Below are 16,772 nucleotides of genomic sequence, written 5' to 3'. Positions count from 1 at the left end.
GGCACCGGGCCACCGGCCCCACCGTCCGTCCCCTCTCACCGCAACATCCGGAGGTATCAACCATGCTCGAGCAGACTCGGCTCATCGTGAACCTGAGCGACACGGAGCCCAACCGCAGACGCGGCGGCGACGTGCGGGCCATGCTCACGCCCGCCACGGTGAAGTCGACCAGCGGCTTCATGGGGATGGCCATCGCCCAGCCGGGCGAGCGCATCGCCGAGCACTACCACCCGTACTCCGAGGAGTTCGTGTACGTCGTCTCGGGCCGGTTCGAGGTGGATCTGGACGGTGAGACGCACCCGCTCGTGGCCGACCAGGGCCTCCTGATCCCCATCGGCGTCCGGCACCGCTTCCGCAACGTCGGCGACGAGGAGGCCCGCATGGTCTTCCACCTGGGGCCGCTGGCCCCGCACCCGAGCCTCGGTCACGTCGACACCGAGGAGGCCGTCGAGGGGGCGCTCGAGTGACCCGGCGCGTGGCCGTCACCGGCATCGGCGTCATAGCCCCCGGCGGGGCCGGAACGACGGCCTTCTGGGACCTGCTGGCCCAGGGGCGCACGGCGACCCGCGGCATCACCCTGTTCGACCCGGTCGGACTGCGCTCCCGGATCGCCGCCGAGTGCGACTTCGACCCGTACGCCCACGGGCTGCCACCCGACCTCGCCGAACACACCGACCGCTACGTGCAGTTCGCCGCGGTCGCCGCCGACGAGGCCGTACGCGACGCGGGTCTCGACACCGCCGCCCAGGACCCCTGGCGCGTCGGCGTCAGCCTCGGCAGCGCCGTCGGCGGCACCACCCGCCTGGAGCACGACTACGTCCTGGTCAGCGCGGGCGGACAGCGGTGGGACGTCGACCACCGGGCCGCCGACCCGAAGCTGCACCTGGCGTTCTCGCCCAGCACGCTCGCCGCCGTGGTCGCCGAGCGGTTCGGGGCCCGCGGCCCGGTGCAGACCGTCTCCACCGGCTGCACCTCCGGCCTCGACGCCGTCGGCTACGCCTTCCACACCATCGAGGAGGGCCGGGCGGACGTCGTCATAGCCGGGGCGTCGGACTCCCCGATCTCCCCGATCACCATGGCCTGCTTCGACGCCATCAAGGCCACGTCGCCGGACAACGACGACCCCGAGCACGCCTCCAAGCCCTTCGACAACCGCCGCAACGGCTTCGTCATGGGAGAGGGCGCGGCGGTCCTCGTCCTGGAGGAGTACGAGCACGCCAGGGCCCGCGACGCGCACATCTACTGCGAGATCTCCGGCTACGCGACCTACGGGAACGCGTACCACATGACCGGGCTGACCGGAGAGGGCCTGGAGATGGCGCGGGCCATCGACACCGCGCTCGACCAGGCCCGGCTCGACCCCACGTCGATCGACTACGTCAACGCGCACGGCTCGGGCACCCGCCAGAACGACCGGCACGAGACCGCCGCCGTCAAGCGGTCCCTGGGCGCCCACGCGTACGACACGCCCATGAGCTCCATCAAATCCATGGTGGGCCACTCGCTCGGCGCGATCGGCGCGATAGAGGTCGCCGCCTGTGTGCTCGCCCTGAAGCACCAGGTGGTGCCCCCGACCGCCAACTACGAGATCCCCGACCCCGAGTGCGACCTGGACTACGTGCCGCGCACCGCCCGCCCCCGGAAGCTGAGGAACGTGCTCTCCGTCGGCAGCGGCTTCGGCGGCTTCCAGTCCGCCGTGCTCCTGACCGGGCCGGGCGGGAGGACACGATGAGCACACAGCGGCCACCGCGCGCGGTCGTCACCGGCATCGGTGTGATCGCCCCCAACGGACTGCGCTCCGACGCCTACTGGAAGTCCGTACGCGAGGGACTCGGCGTCCTCGGCCGGATCACCCGCGAGGGCTGTGACCACCTGCCCCTCAAGGTCGCGGGACAGGTCGAGGGCTTCGACGCCTCGGACCTCATCGACGAGCGCTTCCTCGTCCAGACCGACCGGTTCACCCACTACGCCATGGCGGCGGCCTCGCTCGCCCTCGACGAGGCCGGTCTCGGCCACGACGAGAACCCCGAGGAGCCCTTCTCCATCGGCGTCGTCACCGCCGCGGGATCGGGCGGCGGCGAGTTCGGCCAGCGCGAGCTGCAGAAACTGTGGGGACAGGGCTCCAAGTTCGTCGGCCCGTACCAGTCCATCGCCTGGTTCTACGCCGCGAGCACCGGCCAGATCTCCATCCGGCACGGCTTCAAGGGCCCGTGCGGAGTGGTCGCCAGCGACGAGGCCGGCGGCCTGGACTCCCTCGCGCACGCCGCCCGCGCCGTCCGGCGCGGCACCGGCGCCGTGGTCGTCGGGGCCGCCGAGGCTCCCCTCGCCCCGTACTCGATGGTCTGCCAGCTCGGCTACCCCGAGCTCAGCACCGTCGACGACCCCGACCGCGCCTACCGTCCCTTCACGGCGAAGGCCTGCGGCTTCGTCCCGGCCGAGGGCGGCGCCATGCTCGTCGTCGAGGACGAGGCCCGCGCCCTCGACCGGGGCGCGACCGTCCGGGCCACCGTCGCCGGGCACGGCGCGACCTTCACCGGCGCCTCCCGCTGGGCGGAGTCCCGGGAGGGACTCGCCCGCGCCATCCGGGTCGCGCTCGACGAGGCCGGCTGCGCCCCGGAGGAGATCGACGTCGTCTTCCCCGACGCCCTGGGCGTCCCGGCGGCGGACCGCGCCGAGGCCCTGGCCATCGCCGACGCCCTGGGCGCGCACGCCACGCGCGTCCCCGTGACGGCACCCAAGACCGGCTACGGCCGGGCCTACTGCGGGGCACCCGTACTGGACACCGCGGCCGCCGTGCTCGCGATGGAACACGGCCTGGTGCCCCCCACCCCCAACGTGTTCGACATCGACTGCGATCTCGACGTGGTCATGTCCGCGGCTCGCCCCGCCGAGCTGCGCACGGCCCTGGTGCTCAGCCGGGGACTCATGGGATCCAACGCGGCGCTCGTCGTGCGCCGCGGCGGCGGACTCGCCCGGTAGGACCGGGCGAGGAAGGAGAAACGAAGATGATCACCACGCAGCTCACCTTCGACGACCTGGCCACGCTGATGAAGCAGTCGGCCGGTGTCACCGTCGACCCCGCTCGGCTCGTGGACGCCCCCGAGACGCCCTTCGGCGTCCTCGGTGTCGACTCGCTGGGCCTGCTCGGGATCGTCGGGGAGCTGGAGAACCAGCACGGCGTGTCACTGCCCACCGACGCCGAGCGCTGCAAGACGCCGGCGGAGTTCATCGCCCTCGTCAACAACACCCTGGCAGGAGTCTGACGTGTCCGGTCACACCGACAACAGCATCACCATCGACGCCCCCCTCGACCTCGTCTGGGACATGACCAACGACATCGAGAACTGGCCGCAGCTCTTCAGCGAGTACGCCTCGGTCGAGGTCATCGAACGCAAGGGCGACACCACCAAGTTCCGCCTGACCATGCACCCGGACGAGAACGGGAAGGTCTGGAGCTGGGTCTCGGAGCGCACCACGGACCGGGTGAACCGCAAGGTGCGGGCCCGCCGCGTCGAGACCGGGCCGTTCGCGCACATGAACATCGCCTGGGAGTACGAGGAGCTGCCCGGCGGCGTGCAGATGCGCTGGGTCCAGGACTTCGCGATGAAGCCCGACGCCCCCGTCGACGACGCGTGGATGACGGACAACATCAACCGCAACTCCCGCGTCCAGATGGCCCTCATCCGGGACCGGCTCGTCGAGGCCGCCCGCGAGGGTAGGACCGCGCCGGTCCGGCCCGCCTGACGGGCCCCCGGAACCCGCCCAGAAAGGAAAACGATGCACCACGCACTGATCGTCGCCCGCATGGCGCCCGGCTCGGCGCCCGCGATCGCGGACGTGTTCGCCGACTCCGACCGCGGCGAGCTGCCGCACCTGGTGGGGGTCGCCCGGCGCAGCCTGTTCCAGTTCGGCGACGTCTACCTGCACCTCATCGAGTCCGAGCAGGACCCGGCGCCGAACGTCGCGAAGCTGGCCGGACACCCCGAGTTCCGCGGCGTCAGCAAGCGTCTGGAGGCGTACGTCAGCGCGTACGACCCGGCGACCTGGCGCAGCCCCAAGGACGCCATGGCGCACTGCTTCTACCGCTGGGAGCGGGACGCCGGCTCCTGAGCCCGGAACCCGGTGAAACCCGAGGCCGCCCGCCCCGCGTACGACGCGGAGCGGGCGGCCTCGGGTTTCCGGGGGCGCGGATCAGCCGGGCACGGTGCACTCGAAGGCGTGCAGGTAGGCGTTGACCGGCCGGATCTCGCCGATGACGAGACCGGCGTCGGTCAGCCGCTCCACCATGCTCTGCCGGGTGTGCTTCGCACCGCCGACGTTGAGCAGCAGCAGCAGGTCCATGGCCGTCGTGAACCGCATCGACGGGGTGTCGTCCACGAGGTTCTCGATGACGACGACACGGGCGCCGGGCTTCGCGGCCTTCCGGACGTTCGCCAGGCACCTGCGGGTGCTGTCGTCGTCCCACTCCAGGATGTTCTTGATGACGTAGACGTCGGCGCGGACCGGGATGGACTCTCGGCAGTCGCCGGGCTCGATCCGGACCCGGGAGGCGAGTGAACCGCCCTCCCGCAGTCGCGGATCGGCGTTGCCCACCACAGCCGGCAGGTCGAGCAGCGTGCCGTGGAGCGCGGGGTGCTTCTCCAGGAGGCTCGCCAGGACGTGGCCCTGGCCGCCGCCGATGTCCGCGACGGAGGACGCCCCGCGCAGATCGAGCAGCTCGGCGACGTCGTCGGCGGACTGCCTGCTCGACGTCGTCATGGCCCGGTTGAACACGTAGGCGGACTCGGGCGCCTCCTCGTTGAGGTACGAGAAGAACTCCCGTTCGTACACGTCCTCGAAGACGTTGCGGCCGGAGCGCACCGCCTCGTCGAGCTTCGGCCAGACGTCCCACGTCCAGGGCTCGGTGCACCACAGCGCGATGTAGCGCAGGCTGTGCGGGTCGTCCTCGCGCAGCAGCCGGGACATCTCCGTGTGCGCGAAGGTGCCGTCGGGCTGTTCCGTGAAGACGCCCTGGCAGGACAGCGCGCGCAACAGCCGTCGCAGGGTGCGCGGTTCGGTCTGCACGGCGGCCGCGAGGTCCTCCGCGGTCATGGGCGTGTCGCCCAGCGCGTCGGCCACGCCCAGGCGGGCGGCCGCGCGGACGGCGGCGGCGCACGCCGCGCCGAAGACGAGTTCTCTCAGCCGCATCGGCGGCGGGGGCGGGGGAGCGGATTCGACGGTCGTCATCTGTTTCGCCTTGCCTTTGCTGTCGTGCCGTACGAGTGGGGGGTGGGAGGGGTCAGCACATGCCCGCGGGCTCGGAGACGCCGCAGGTGTTGCCGCGGAAGGTGTTGGTCTTTCCGGTGTCCCGGTCGGCCAGGTCGGCGGCGCCGTTGCGCAGCGCCACGTTGTCGCGGATCTCGATCCGCTCGTTGGGGACGCCGACGAAGCTCTTGAAGAGCACGATGCCGCCGGACAGCGGCGAGCTGCCGACGTTGTCCTCGACCCGGTTCCGCTCGACGAGGGTGTCCTCGGCGCCGGTGAGCACGATGCCCGAGCCCTGCAGGGCGGGCAGCCGCGGGGTCTTCGGGCACAGCTTGTTGTTCGCGTGGAGGTGGTTCCGGCGCACGGTCATCGCCCCGGCGCGCGGGGTGGACTCGTCGCCCACGACGAACACGGCGGCGCAGTTGCCCGTCGCCTCGTTGCGTTCGACGCTCAGGTTCCGCAGGCGCCGCACGGTGATCCCGATCCGGTTGCCGGACACGCGGTTGCCGCTGACGACCGTGCCGAGCGTGTCGGTGGCCCCGCCCTCCTCGGTGACCGTGTTGGCCAGGAACAGTCCGGCGTCCCCGTTGTTCCGGGCGACGTTGTGGCGCAGCACCCCGCGGACCGAACGCTCCTGGGCGATGCCCCAGGTGCCGTTGGACTCGGCGGTGACCCGCTGGACCTCCAGGCGGTCCGTCCACTTGGCCCACAGGCCGTTCTTGGCGTATCCCCTGAGGGTCAGCGAGCGCACGGTCACGTGCGCGACGGGGCGGGCCTCGGTGCCGGTGACACAGATGCCGTTGCCCGCCTGGGCGCACGTGTCGGCGCCGGGGGCGGCGGCCGGAACGAGGACGGTGGGGAAGACGGTCGAGCCACGGAGTGTGAGGTTCGAGGTGGTGATGCGGACGCTCTCGCGGTACGTGCCCGGGGCGAGGAGGATCGTGTCGCCGGGGCGCGCCGCGTCCACGGCCTGCTGGATCGACTCACCCGGCTTGACCCGGTGCACCGACCCCTTGCCGGCCGAGGGCGCTGCGGCCCCGAGCCCCGAGGCCGTGAGGGCCGCGGTGCACGCCAGGAGGGCGATCTGTCGTTTCGTCATATCGCGAAGTTATGAGCGGGTGTTCCGGCCCGCCACCGCTGATCCCCCGGGTGGGCCGGGGCCGACCGAGGGGCCCTGCCGGGCGTCCCGGCGGGCGCTGGTCCGTTCGCGTGCCGGACAGGATCACCCGAGGGGCGGTACGCGCACGACGGTGACCTGCTGTGACGGTTCGGGGCGGGTGCGGGCGTGCGCCCGCCCGGCGGACGGCCGAACGCGCTCCTCGTGTTGCGGGGAGCGCGCGCCGGCCATTGCCTCGTGCACGGAGCACAGCACGGGTGCCGCGCGGACGAGCCGGCCGGAAAGCTCCACCGAAGGAGAGAAGCATGCGTCGCGCACGTACCGGTCTGCAGGTCGGGCTGATCGTCGGTGCCGTCATCCTGTCCGCCCCCACGGCCCTCGCCGCGGCCGGGGAGCCCGACGTCCGGATCAGTCCGCTGGACGCCGCGCCGGGTACCACCGTCACCGTCACCACCACCGCCTGCGGCAAGGAGACCTACGGCAAGGGCGAGTCGGAGGCGGGCGGCCCGTTCCACCTCCTGCCGGGCGGCCGGGCGGGCGAACTGGTGGGCGAGTTCGTCGTGCCGGACGGTGCCACGTCGGGCACGGACACGATCACCCTGAAGTGCCCGCCTCGGATCAAGCAGACCGTGACGTACCGCATCTCCGGGCGGCCGCACGGCGGTGTCGAGGCCGGCTTCGGCTGGGCCGCCGCGGCCGGCGCGGCCGGCGCCCGTGCCGGTGCCGCGGGGCCGGCCGGGACGGCCGCGGAGGAACCGGGGGGCTCCCTGAGCACTCCGCTCGCCGCGGGCGGCGCCCTGCTCGCGGGCGCGCTCGCCGGCGGCGCGGTCCATCTCGGCCGCCGCGCGAGGGGCCGCCGTACCTCGGCCTGACGCGAGCCCGTCACTCGGCCTGACGCGAGCCGTCCTCAGGTCCGCCCCCGCCCCCGCCCCCGTCCTCCGTCGCTCCGCGCGGCGGGTCGGGGGCGGACTGATGCGTCCGTACGCCAGAACGCGATCGGTTCCTTGCATTTCCGTTCGGTCAACGGTCGCTTTATGAGCCCGAATTGACCGCTGGAGGCTGTCCTTCCAGCAAGGTCACATGGCGAACCCGAACTGACTATGCTCCCCGATGTGTTGCGGCGCGCTCACAGCGAGTCATGAACGCCGGGAGCGCGCGCACGGGGCGCGGCCGCGAAGGGAAGCGGTCGTCCGCGCGACGCGACGCGACCCCTCGGGCGCGTCGCATCGCCTCAGTCCGTTCGTTTCAGACGGTTTAGGGACCCCCTGATGGTTCGTTCAGGTTCACTCTCCAGATCCGGTCCGGCCGCGGCCGACCGGGTGTGGCTCCTCCCGCCCGGAGTCCTCGCCGCGGCGTCCGCGATAGCGCTGCTCGTCGCGCCCGCGCAGATACGGACACCGATCGCCTGGTGCGGACTGGCCGCGGTGCTGCTGACCGTCGTCACCTCCGCCGCCGCCGCGCGCCGAACACGCGCGGCCGTGGCGGACCGTCACACCCGGGCGCGCGTGGAGGCCGCGGAGCAGCACGCCCAGCGCGAGGCCGCCCTCCTCGGGCGCCTCGGGGACCAGCGGGCCACCGTCGTGTGGCTCGCCGAGGAGCTCCTGCCCGCCGCCGTCGCCAGGCTGCAGAAGGGCGACCCCTCCGGGGAGATCCTGAACGCCGTCTCCTTCGGGAAGCACCTCGACCCGGACTACACCGAGGCGCTCAAGGGCGCCCTGCGGAAGTTCCTCGAAGCCGTCGAGGCCGAGGAGAACACCCGGGACGCCTCCCAGCGCGCCCTCGTGGCCGTCGCGCGCCGCGTCCAGGCGATCGTGCACCAGCTCGCCAAGGACCTCCACGCCATGCAGATCCTGCACGGCACGGACCTCGTGGTCTCCCGCGGCCTCCAGGACGTCGACCACCGCAACGCGCTGATCGGCCGTCTCGCGGCCAGCATCGCGGTCCTCGGCGACGCCCGCCCCGGGCGCCAGTGGTCCAAGGCGATCCCGCTCTACGACGTGCTGCGCGGGGCCATGTCCCGCATCGTGGACTACCCCCGGGTGAAGCTCCAGTCGGTGGCCGAGGTCGCGGTGACCGGCCCCGGGGCCGAGCCGCTGATGCACCTGCTCGCCGAACTCCTCGACAACGCCACGACGTTCTCCCCGCCGCAGACCCCGGTCGAGGTGACCGCGAGCGAGGTGCCCTCCGGCATCGCGATCGAGATCGAGGACCGCGGCGTGGGCCTCACCGAGGAGGTCCGGCAGCGCGTCGAACGCGTCATGGCGCAGTCGCGGAACCAGATCAACCTGTCGGGTCTGGGCGAGCTCACCCAGCTCGGCCTCCCAGTGGTCAGCCGGCTGGCCCGCGAGCACGGCTGCGAGGTCGACCTGCGCACCTCCGCGTACGGAGGCGTACGGGCCGTGGTGCTCGTGCCCCGACGGCTGATCACCACCGTGCCCCAGTCCGCGCTGCGGAACCCGGAGCTCCTCCGCCGGCGCATCGGCGGCCCCGTCGTGCCCCGTCCCGCCCCGGCGCGCGACGCCGTCCCGGACACCGTCGAGGTCAGGAGGACCGCCAACGGTCTTCCGCAGCGGCGGCGGGAGACCCCGTCGCCCGCGCTTCCGCAGCGCCGCCGCGAGTCGCCCGTTCCGACCCCCGTCGTCCAGGCGGGGCCCGCGCCCTCCGCCGATCCGGCGGCCTCCCGGGGCACCTCCGGCGGCCACCGCCAGCCGGGACTGATGTGGGAGGCGTTCAACGGCGACAAGAGAGGCGACAGGAGCACGGTCGCCGAGCCTTCCCCTTCCCCCAGCGAGCCGTCAGATGAGGACGAGTAACATGCAGCCACTGCCGAACATGGACTGGATGCTCACGGACCTGGTGAGCAGCGTCCCGTACGTGCGACACGTGGTCGTCCTGTCGTCGGACGGCCTGTGCATCGGGCAGGCGAACACGGCTCCCGACACCGCGGACGCGCTCGCCGCCGCCTGCTCCGGAATCCAGAGCCTGGCCCGGGCGATCGCGCAGATGTTCCCGCAGGGGGACGGATCGACGCGGATGGTCGGGATCGAGGCCGACGGCGGCTACTTCTCCCTGATGGCCGCCGGACCCGGGGCCTACCTCGCGGTCCTCGCCGACCAGGAGGTGGACGCCGGACTCCTCGGCGACCGCATGCGGACGCTGGTCATCCGTATCGGCCAGCACATGACCAGCCCGCCCCGTGAGGACGTCGGGCAGGCGATGTGACATCGGAGAACCAGGGCCCCTGGAATGAAGGCACACCCGTCCCGCTCTACGTCATTACCGGAGGCCCGGACCCCTCGTCCGGGGCCTTCAACCTGGTCACCCTCATCGCGACGAGGGCCGAGCCCGACCCCGCCATGCAGCCCGAGCAGGCGGCCATCCTCACCCTGTGCACCTACCCGCTCTCGGTGGCCGAGGTCTCGGCCCACCTCAGCCTTCCCTTCAGCGTCGTCACCGTGCTGCTCTCCCAACTCGTCGAGGAGGAGCGGGTCGAGGCCATCGCGCCCGTGCCCGTGGCGGCCTTTCCCGAACGCGGCCTACTGGAGGCGGTGATCCATGGACTACGCAAGCTCTGACGTACTCGCCGCCCGGCGCGACACCGACCTGCTGCTGCCGCACGGCGCCAGGGGAGTCAAGGTCGTGGTCGTCGGCGGCTTCGGGGTCGGCAAGACGACCATGGTCGGGGCGGTGAGCGAGATCCCGCCCCTGACCACCGAGGAGACCATGACGCAGGCGGGCGTCGGGATCGACCACAACCCCGGCGCCCGGGGCAAGAAGACCACGACCGTCGCGCTGGACTTCGGACGGATCAGCATCAACGAGGAGCTGATCCTCTATCTGTTCGGAACGCCGGGACAGGAGCGCTTCTGGTTCCTGTGGAACGGCATCTTCGAAGGCGCGCTCGGCGCCGTCGTCCTCGTCGACACCCGCAGGATCGAGGTCTCCTTCGAGGTCATCACCCGGCTGGAGGACCGCCGCGTCCCGTTCGTCGTGGCCGTCAACGCCTTCCCGGAGGCCCCGAAGTACCCCCTCGCCGATCTGCGCGCCGCTCTGGCCCTCAGCGAATCCGTGCCCATCGTCACCTGCGACGCCCGGGACCGGGCGTCCTGCCGCGACGCGCTGCTCTCGCTGATGGGCTATCTGTGCACCCTCGCCGCCGCCCAGGAGACCGCATGACCGTCCCGCCCACCGCATCCGGCACGACCCCGTCCGGGCAGGTCCCGCCCCCGGGCTGCCCGGCCCACCTCCACAACGGCCCCGACGGGGCCACCCGCCTCTACGGCCCGGCCGCGACGACGGACCCGATGGGCCTGTACGAGGAGCTGCGCGCCGCCCACGGCCCGGTGGCCCCCGTCCTGCTCGACGGCGACGTCCGCGCCTGGCTGGTCCTCGGGTACCTGGAGAACCGGGACGTGGCCAGCCGCCCGACCCAGTTCTCCCGCGACCCCCGCGTCTGGCACGGCTGGCGGAGCGGGGAGATCGACCCCGAGACCTCGCCGCTCATCCCGATGATCGGCTGGCGCCCCGACTGCGTCTGCGCGGACGGCGAGGAGCACCAGCGTCTGCGCGGCGCCGTCACGGCCGGCCTCAGCCAGTTCGACCACCGGGGCGTCCGGCGCCTCATCACCCGCTTCGCGCACGAGCTGATCGACGGCTTCTGCGAAAGCGGGGAGGTGGAGCTGGTCGAGCGGTTCTCCGAGCACCTGCCGATGCTCACGCTCACCCATCTGCTCGGGATGACGGACGAGGACGCCCCCAAGCTGGTGCACGCCGCCCGCGACCTGTTCAAGGCGACCGAGACCTCGCTGGCCAGCAACGCCTACGTGCTGGAGTGCCTGGAACAGCTCGTGGTGCGCAAGCGCGCCCACCCGGGCCTGGACGTCGCGTCCGCGCTGATGGCCCACCCCGCGGGCCTGACCGACGAGGAGGTCCAGCACCACCTGCGGCTGATCCTGCTCGCCGGCTACGAGACGACCGCCAACCTCATGTCCAACGTCCTGCGGATGGTCGTCACCGACCCCCGGTTCCGCGGCTCGCTGGCGGGCGGTCAGATGACCCTGCCCGAGGCGGTGGAGCAGGTCCTCTGGGACGAGCCGCCGCTGATGGTGTGCCCCGGCCGCTGGGCCAACGACGACACCACCCTCGGGGGACAGCAGATCAAGGCGGGGGACATGCTGCTCCTCGGTCTGGCCGCGGGCAACGTCGACCAGGCCATCCGGCCGTCCGCCGACACGCCCGTGCACCACAACCGCGCGCACCTGTCCTTCAGCGCCGGCACGCACGAATGCCCCGGCCAGGACATCGGCCGCATCATCGCCGACGCGGGCATCGACATCCTGCTCACCCGGCTCCCGGACATCGCGCTGGCCGTTCCCGAGGAGAGCCTCACCTGGCGCTCCTCCACCTGGGCCCGGCACCTGACGGCGCTGCCCGTGACCTTCGCCCCCCGTCCTCCGCAGGCCGACGACTCTCCGGCCCCGCTGCCGGTCCCGCCGGCCCGGAGCGACGGGAGGCCCGCGCAGGGCCCGGCTCCGGTGGCGGAACCGGTGACGGCCGGGGGGCCCGGGCCCCGGGTCTCCTGGCTGACCCGGATCAGGCGCTTCCTGCGCGGGAGGTAGCGGGAGGCAGCGGGAGCGGCGGGGAGCCGGCGGGACGGGCGCAGGGAGCCAGGAGAGGCCTGGGCGTCCCCGCCGCGCTCACTCCGGGAACGAGAGGTCCGCGGAGGCGTAGCGGGGTGCCCCGGTGTACCAGGCGTGCAGGCCGGACAGGAAGCCGCAGGCTCCCCGGAGCCAGGTCTCCAGCTCGGTCCGCTCGTCGTGGTCGAGTCCGGACCGGCGTACGAGCAGCGGGAGTTCGCTCTGCCTGAGGTGCTCGAAGTCCCTCAGGCGGGCGTTCACCAGGTGGAGCGCGGCGGGCACGGCGTCGCGGAGCGAGATGCCCAGGGACGTGCCGACGACGACCACCAGGTTGTTGACGTCCTTCTCCTCGTGCACCTCCCTCTCGTACGAGGCGATGTCGTTCGCGAGCCCCATGAAGTCCATGAAGGCGTCGAGCAGGGCGCGGACCGTCCGGGAGTGTCGTATCGGCTCGGGTATGCGGGCGCCGGTGGCCAGTTCGACGGAGTACGGGGCGGTGTAGGCGGCGAAGCTCTCCCGCCGGAAGGGGGCGTAGTCGATGAGATGGGGGATGCGGCCGCTGCGGCTGTTGGCCAGCTCCTCGACGCCGGCGTCGACGTAGCGCGCGAGGGCGCGGTTGAACTCGGTCCGCCAGTGCGCGAGCCGGGGCGGGAAGAGGTGCTGCTGGAGATCGGCGATGCCCCGCTCGACGGGGTTCGCCGGCTCGGGCGGCCGGGCGCCGCGGTCCGTCCGGAGGAAGGCGTGCAGCCGGGTGGTGAAGGCCTGTGCCCCGGCCAGGTCGCCGGTCTGCTTGAAGGCGGAGGCGAAGTAGTCGTCCCAGGCCAGGGCCCAGATGTTGAACCGGTGGTTGAGCCGGAGGGCGGCGAGCGAGGCGTCCGGAAGGGTCCAGGCGGTCAGCTGGTCGACGGTCATGGCGTGGAAGGCGGAACGGGTCCAGATCGCGGAGCGGGCCGCCGGCCGGCGGTGGCCGTCCAGCATGCCCATGGCGCGCGCCCAGGTCTCGTTCTCCTCGTGCAGGGCCGGCAGATGCGGGTTCACCCGCAGCGCGTAGGGCATCCACAACAGCGGGGCTTCGACGGCACGCACTGACATGGGGACCGACCTCCTTCTGTCCTCGGTCCGCGCCGGAGTGCCGCGTGGGCGGGCGCTGCCCGCCCTGCGGCTCTCCAAACCTGCCCGCCAGGGACGACCGGAAACCGACAACTGCCCACTCTTGACGATCAGTTCAGGGGCACGTGCGTAAAGGAACGATCCCCCTGTGCCGGGTGGGAGCCGCTGGAGGGGACATCACAGCGGCTGGTCCGGCCAGTCCAGGAGACGGGCGCCGATGACGGCCGTCTGGAGGGTGTAGCGCTGGACGGGATCGGCGGGGTCCGCTCCGGTCAGCCGGTGGATGCGGTCGAGCCGGTACGTCATGGCCCGCACGCTGAGGCTGAGGCCGCGGGCCGCCTGCGCGGTGACGCAGCCCGAGTCGAAGTACGCCGTGAGCGTGTCCAGGAGGGGCCTCGCACCGCCCCGCGCCTGTCTCAGCGGCCCGAGCACGGTCCGGACCAGGTCGGCCATGGCCTGCCGGTCGCGGGTCAGGACGGGATAGACGAGGAGGTCGGAGGCGTGCAGGACCGGGTCGCGCAGGTCCATGCGGGCCGCGAGCGCCAGGGCGTTGAGGGCCTCCTCGTAGGAGTGGACGACCCCGCCCGCGCCCGGATGCGGGCGGCCGACGGCCACCTGTCCGCCGTCGGTCGCCGCGTACGCCTGCTTGGCGAAGTGCGCGAGCACCTCGGGCTCGTCGGCCGGCGCGACGCAGATCAGCCGTCCGTCCTTGGTGGTGAGCAGGATCCGGCGGTCGCCGAAGCGGGCGACAAGCGAGGACTCGACGGTACGGGTGACCGCGTAGCCGTCGCTGTACGGCTCCAGTCCCTGGGCGACGGCCACGGTGTGCGCGTGGGAGAGGAGCAGTCCGAAGTGCTCGGCCCGCTCAGCGAGCCGGCCGAGGTCGCTCCGGCCGTACAGCAGGTCGTCGATGAACTCCCTTCGTGCCGCCTCCTCCTGGCGCACCGCCAGGTGCTGGGCCCGCTCGTGGCCCTCGGCGAAGGCGTCCACGGCCTGCTCGACGGCGGTCAGGAGGTGGTCGGCGGCGGACTGCGACAGGCCGGGCCGCACCCGCTGGGCGGCCGCGAGGTGGGCCCGGACCAGGGTGCGCAGTCCGAGCCCGGCCTCGGCCGCGCGCTCCCCGAGCGAGCCGAGCGTGTCGCGCTCCTCCCGGGTGAGCCTGCGGCGGGTCGCGCACACGCCCGCGAGGATCTCCGCGTACCCCTCCAGGTACTCCTGCGCCGGCTCCCTCTCCGCCACGGTCCCTCCCCTTCCCGCCGTGTCCTGACGCGTCCTTGACGCGCGGTGATCAAGAGTCGCATGCCGTTCGCCCGGGTTCGTCACCGGCATGGAGGAGGCGTCGAAGACTGCCGGATCACGGCAATGCCCCGCCCGTGATCACGGGCCAGGATGGGCGCAAGGGACGGCACGGGTGGGGATCCGGTGCCGGGGGACGGAAACAGCGGGCGGCCGCCGCCCCTTCCGTCGACGTCACGACACAGGGACACGGGGTTTCTCATGGCTGCCATCACCGGGGGCATCGGCGTGCTGGTCGCCGTGGTCCTGCTCGTCGTCGTCGCCGCGCTGCTGGTCGCCGGCCGGCTCTTCCGCAAGGTGGAGCAGGGCAAGGCGCTGATCGTGTCCAGGACGCGCAGGGTCGACGTCACCTTCACGGGACAGATCGTGCTGCCCGTCGTGCACAAGGCCGAGGTCATGGACATCTCGGTGAAGACCTTCGAGATCTCGCGGATGGGCCGGGACGGGCTGATCTGCCGGGACAACATCCGCGCCGACATCCGGATCTCGTTCTTCGTCCGGGTCAACAAGACCGTCGAGGACGTCATCAAGGTCGCGCAGTCCATCGGGACCGCCCGGGCCAGCCACCAGGAGACCCTGGAGGAGCTGTTCCACGCCAAGTTCTCCGAGGCCGTCAAGACCGTCGGCAAGCAGCTCGACTTCACCGACCTCTACACCAAGCGCGAGGAACTGCGGTTCCGGATCATCGAGCTCATCGGCATCGACCTCAACGGCTACCACCTGGAGGACGCCGCCATCGACCACGTCGAGCAGACGCCGCTGAGCCAGCTCGACCCCGGCAACATCCTCGACGCCCAGGGCATTCGCAAGATCACCGAACTCACGGCCGTGGAGAACATCCGGACGAACGAGTACCGGCAGAACGAACAGAAGGAGATCACCCGGCAGAACGTCGACGCCCGCGAGGCCATCCTGGAGCTGGAGCGCCGCCAGGCCGACGCGGAGATCAAGCAGCGCCGGGAGATCGACACCGCGCGGGCCCGTGAGGAGGCGGAGACCGCGCGCGTGGTGGAGGAGGAGCGGCTGCGGGCGCAGAGCGCCTTCCTCAGGACCGAGGAGCAGCTCGGCGTCCAGCGCGAGAACCAGGCGCGCGAGGTGGCGGTCGCGCAGAAGAACCGCGAGCGGGTCATCGCCGTCGAGAACGAGCGGATCGAGAAGGACCGCCTCCTGGAGGTCATCGCCCGCGACCGGGAGACCGAGCTGACTCGGATCGCCGCCGACAAGGAGGTCGAGGCCCAGCGCCGGGAGATCGCCGAGGTGGTCAGGGAGCGGGTCGCGGTGGACCGCACGGTCGCCGAGCAGGAGGAGTCCATCAAGCGGCTCCGCGTGGTCGAGGAGGCCGAGCGGACCCGGCAGGCCGTCGTCATCGCCGCCGAGGCGGAGGCGCAGGAGAAGCTGGTCAAGGACATCAAGGCGGCGGAGGCGGCCGAGCAGGCCGCCGTCCACCGGGCCGCGCAGGAGCTCACGCTGGCGGAGGCCCGCACCAAGGCGGCCGACATGGACGCCCGCGCGAAGATCCGGCTCGCCGAGGGCGTCCAGGCCGAGGCCGCCGCCGCCGGCCTCGCGGCCGTGCGGGTGCGGGACATGGAGGCCGAGGTCATCGAGAAGACCGGCCGCGCCGAGGCCGAGGCCACCGAGGCACGGCTGCGCGCCGAGGCGGCGGGCGTCCGCGAGAAGGGGCTCGCCGAGGCGGCCGGCACGCGGGAGAACGCGCTCGCCGAGGCCACGGCCATCGGCGAGAAGCTCAAGGCGGAGGCGGCCGGTCTGACCGAGAAGGCCGCCGCGATGGCCGCCCTCGACGAGGCGTCGCGCACCCACGAGGAGTACCGGCTGCGCCTCGCCGCCGAGAAGGAGATCCGCCTCGCCGGTCTCGACGTCCAGCGGCAGGTCGCCCAGGCCCAGGCCACCGTCCTCGCGACCGGCCTGGAACAGGCCGACATCAGCATCGTGGGCGGGGAGTCGGTCTTCCTCGACCGTCTCGTGCAGTCGATCGCGCTCGGCCGGTCGGTCGACGGGTTCATGGACCACTCCACCACCGCGCGCACCCTGGCCGGACCGTGGCTGAACGGCACGGAGTCCTTCACCGAGGACCTGACGAAGGTGCTCGGCTCGCTGTCCACGTCCGACGTGCGGGACCTGAGCGTCTCCGCGCTCCTCGCGAAGGTCATGGCCTCCGGCGTCCTCGACGCCCACGTCCCCGGCCGGACGCCCGCGGCCCCGGGGCACGTGACCCCGGCTTCGGCGACTGCGGTTTCGGTGACCCCCGCCGAGACGGTCGCGCTGAACGGCGCCGCCAAGAGCTGACCGCCCCCGGGGGAGCGGTCTCAGAGGGTCCGGTGCCGGCAAACGGGGGAGTTGGCGGCACCGGA

General features: G+C 72.4%; 17 protein-coding genes. 13 read left to right on the top strand and 4 right to left on the bottom strand.

What is annotated here, in order from left to right:
• Nucleotides 1-62 precede the first annotated feature (62 nt).
• The 6 genes from ABTY59_RS33370 to ABTY59_RS33345 are packed head-to-tail and all read left to right on the top strand — an operon-like array spanning nt 63 to nt 4,110.
• Complete coding sequence (locus tag ABTY59_RS33370; protein ID WP_352022857.1) at nt 63-467, top strand: cupin domain-containing protein; 405 nt, start codon at nt 63-65, stop codon at nt 465-467.
• On the top strand, nt 464-1,732 hold the full coding sequence (locus ABTY59_RS33365) for a beta-ketoacyl-[acyl-carrier-protein] synthase family protein (protein WP_352022856.1): 1,269 nt from the start codon (nt 464-466) through the stop codon (nt 1,730-1,732). Before ABTY59_RS33370 ends, ABTY59_RS33365 begins: the two co-directional genes overlap by 4 nt.
• Nucleotides 1,729-2,979 (top strand): ketosynthase chain-length factor, encoded by a 1,251-nt coding sequence (locus ABTY59_RS33360; RefSeq protein WP_352022855.1) that lies wholly within the window; start codon nt 1,729-1,731, stop codon nt 2,977-2,979. The genes ABTY59_RS33365 and ABTY59_RS33360 overlap by 4 nt, the downstream gene beginning before the upstream one ends.
• A 26-nt stretch (nt 2,980-3,005) precedes the next feature.
• Nucleotides 3,006-3,263: an acyl carrier protein gene (locus ABTY59_RS33355; protein WP_352022854.1), complete on the top strand. Its 258-nt coding sequence runs from the start codon at nt 3,006-3,008 to the stop codon at nt 3,261-3,263.
• Between the two features lies 1 nt (nt 3,264).
• A complete protein-coding gene (locus ABTY59_RS33350) occupies nt 3,265-3,744 on the top strand; it encodes an SRPBCC family protein (RefSeq protein WP_352022853.1) in 480 nt (159 codons plus the stop codon).
• A 33-nt stretch (nt 3,745-3,777) separates the two neighbouring features.
• Nucleotides 3,778-4,110 (top strand): TcmI family type II polyketide cyclase, encoded by a 333-nt coding sequence (locus ABTY59_RS33345; RefSeq protein ID WP_352022852.1) that lies wholly within the window; start codon nt 3,778-3,780, stop codon nt 4,108-4,110.
• Between the two features lie 81 nt (nt 4,111-4,191).
• Here the strand turns inward: ABTY59_RS33345 and ABTY59_RS33340 are convergent, their stop codons facing one another.
• Nucleotides 4,192-5,226: a methyltransferase gene (locus ABTY59_RS33340; RefSeq protein WP_352022851.1), complete on the bottom strand. Its 1,035-nt coding sequence runs from the start codon at nt 5,224-5,226 to the stop codon at nt 4,192-4,194.
• A gap of 52 nt (nt 5,227-5,278) precedes the next feature.
• The gene (locus tag ABTY59_RS33335; RefSeq protein WP_352022850.1) at nt 5,279-6,343 is read right to left on the bottom strand and encodes a right-handed parallel beta-helix repeat-containing protein; all 1,065 of its coding nucleotides are present in this window, start codon (nt 6,341-6,343) and stop codon (nt 5,279-5,281) included.
• 323 nt (nt 6,344-6,666) lie between these two features.
• Here ABTY59_RS33335 and ABTY59_RS33330 point away from each other — a divergent pair, with 323 nt between their 5' ends.
• The 6 genes from ABTY59_RS33330 (at nt 6,667) to ABTY59_RS33305 (ending at nt 11,979) form a co-directional block, all read left to right on the top strand.
• Nucleotides 6,667-7,233 carry a sortase gene (locus ABTY59_RS33330; RefSeq protein WP_352022849.1) on the top strand — a complete coding sequence of 189 codons (567 nt, stop codon included), beginning with the start codon at nt 6,667-6,669 and terminating at the stop codon, nt 7,231-7,233.
• Nucleotides 7,234-7,629: 396 nt separating this feature from the next.
• Nucleotides 7,630-9,174, top strand: a complete 1,545-nt coding sequence (locus ABTY59_RS33325) for an ATP-binding protein (protein WP_352022848.1) — start codon at nt 7,630-7,632, stop codon at nt 9,172-9,174.
• 1 nt (nt 9,175) lies between these two features.
• Complete coding sequence (locus tag ABTY59_RS33320; protein WP_329852622.1) at nt 9,176-9,583, top strand: roadblock/LC7 domain-containing protein; 408 nt, start codon at nt 9,176-9,178, stop codon at nt 9,581-9,583.
• Entirely contained in the window at nt 9,580-9,936 is a 357-nt protein-coding gene (locus ABTY59_RS33315; RefSeq protein ID WP_352022847.1) for a DUF742 domain-containing protein, read from the top strand. The genes ABTY59_RS33320 and ABTY59_RS33315 overlap by 4 nt, the downstream gene beginning before the upstream one ends.
• Entirely contained in the window at nt 9,917-10,537 is a 621-nt protein-coding gene (locus ABTY59_RS33310) for a GTP-binding protein (protein ID WP_352022846.1), read from the top strand. Before ABTY59_RS33315 ends, ABTY59_RS33310 begins: the two co-directional genes overlap by 20 nt.
• Nucleotides 10,534-11,979, top strand: coding sequence for a cytochrome P450 (locus tag ABTY59_RS33305; RefSeq protein ID WP_352022845.1), 1,446 nt, complete (start codon nt 10,534-10,536; stop codon nt 11,977-11,979). The genes ABTY59_RS33310 and ABTY59_RS33305 overlap by 4 nt, the downstream gene beginning before the upstream one ends.
• A 78-nt stretch (nt 11,980-12,057) precedes the next feature.
• Here ABTY59_RS33305 and ABTY59_RS33300 read toward each other — a convergent pair whose 3' ends face one another.
• A complete protein-coding gene (locus ABTY59_RS33300) occupies nt 12,058-13,089 on the bottom strand; it encodes a terpene synthase family protein (RefSeq protein ID WP_352022844.1) in 1,032 nt (343 codons plus the stop codon).
• A gap of 195 nt (nt 13,090-13,284) precedes the next feature.
• Nucleotides 13,285-14,346 carry a PucR family transcriptional regulator gene (locus ABTY59_RS33295; RefSeq protein ID WP_352022843.1) on the bottom strand — a complete coding sequence of 354 codons (1,062 nt, stop codon included), beginning with the start codon at nt 14,344-14,346 and terminating at the stop codon, nt 13,285-13,287.
• A 258-nt stretch (nt 14,347-14,604) separates the two neighbouring features.
• Between ABTY59_RS33295 and ABTY59_RS33290 the strand changes: the two genes are divergently transcribed.
• Nucleotides 14,605-16,707 (top strand): flotillin family protein, encoded by a 2,103-nt coding sequence (locus tag ABTY59_RS33290; protein ID WP_352022842.1) that lies wholly within the window; start codon nt 14,605-14,607, stop codon nt 16,705-16,707.
• Nucleotides 16,708-16,772: the final 65 nt, after the last annotated feature.

Source organism: Streptomyces sp. NPDC096079 (genome assembly GCF_040303145.1).
Lineage (GTDB): Bacteria > Actinomycetota > Actinomycetes > Streptomycetales > Streptomycetaceae > Streptomyces.
This window is presented reverse-complemented; position numbering and strand designations above follow the sequence as displayed.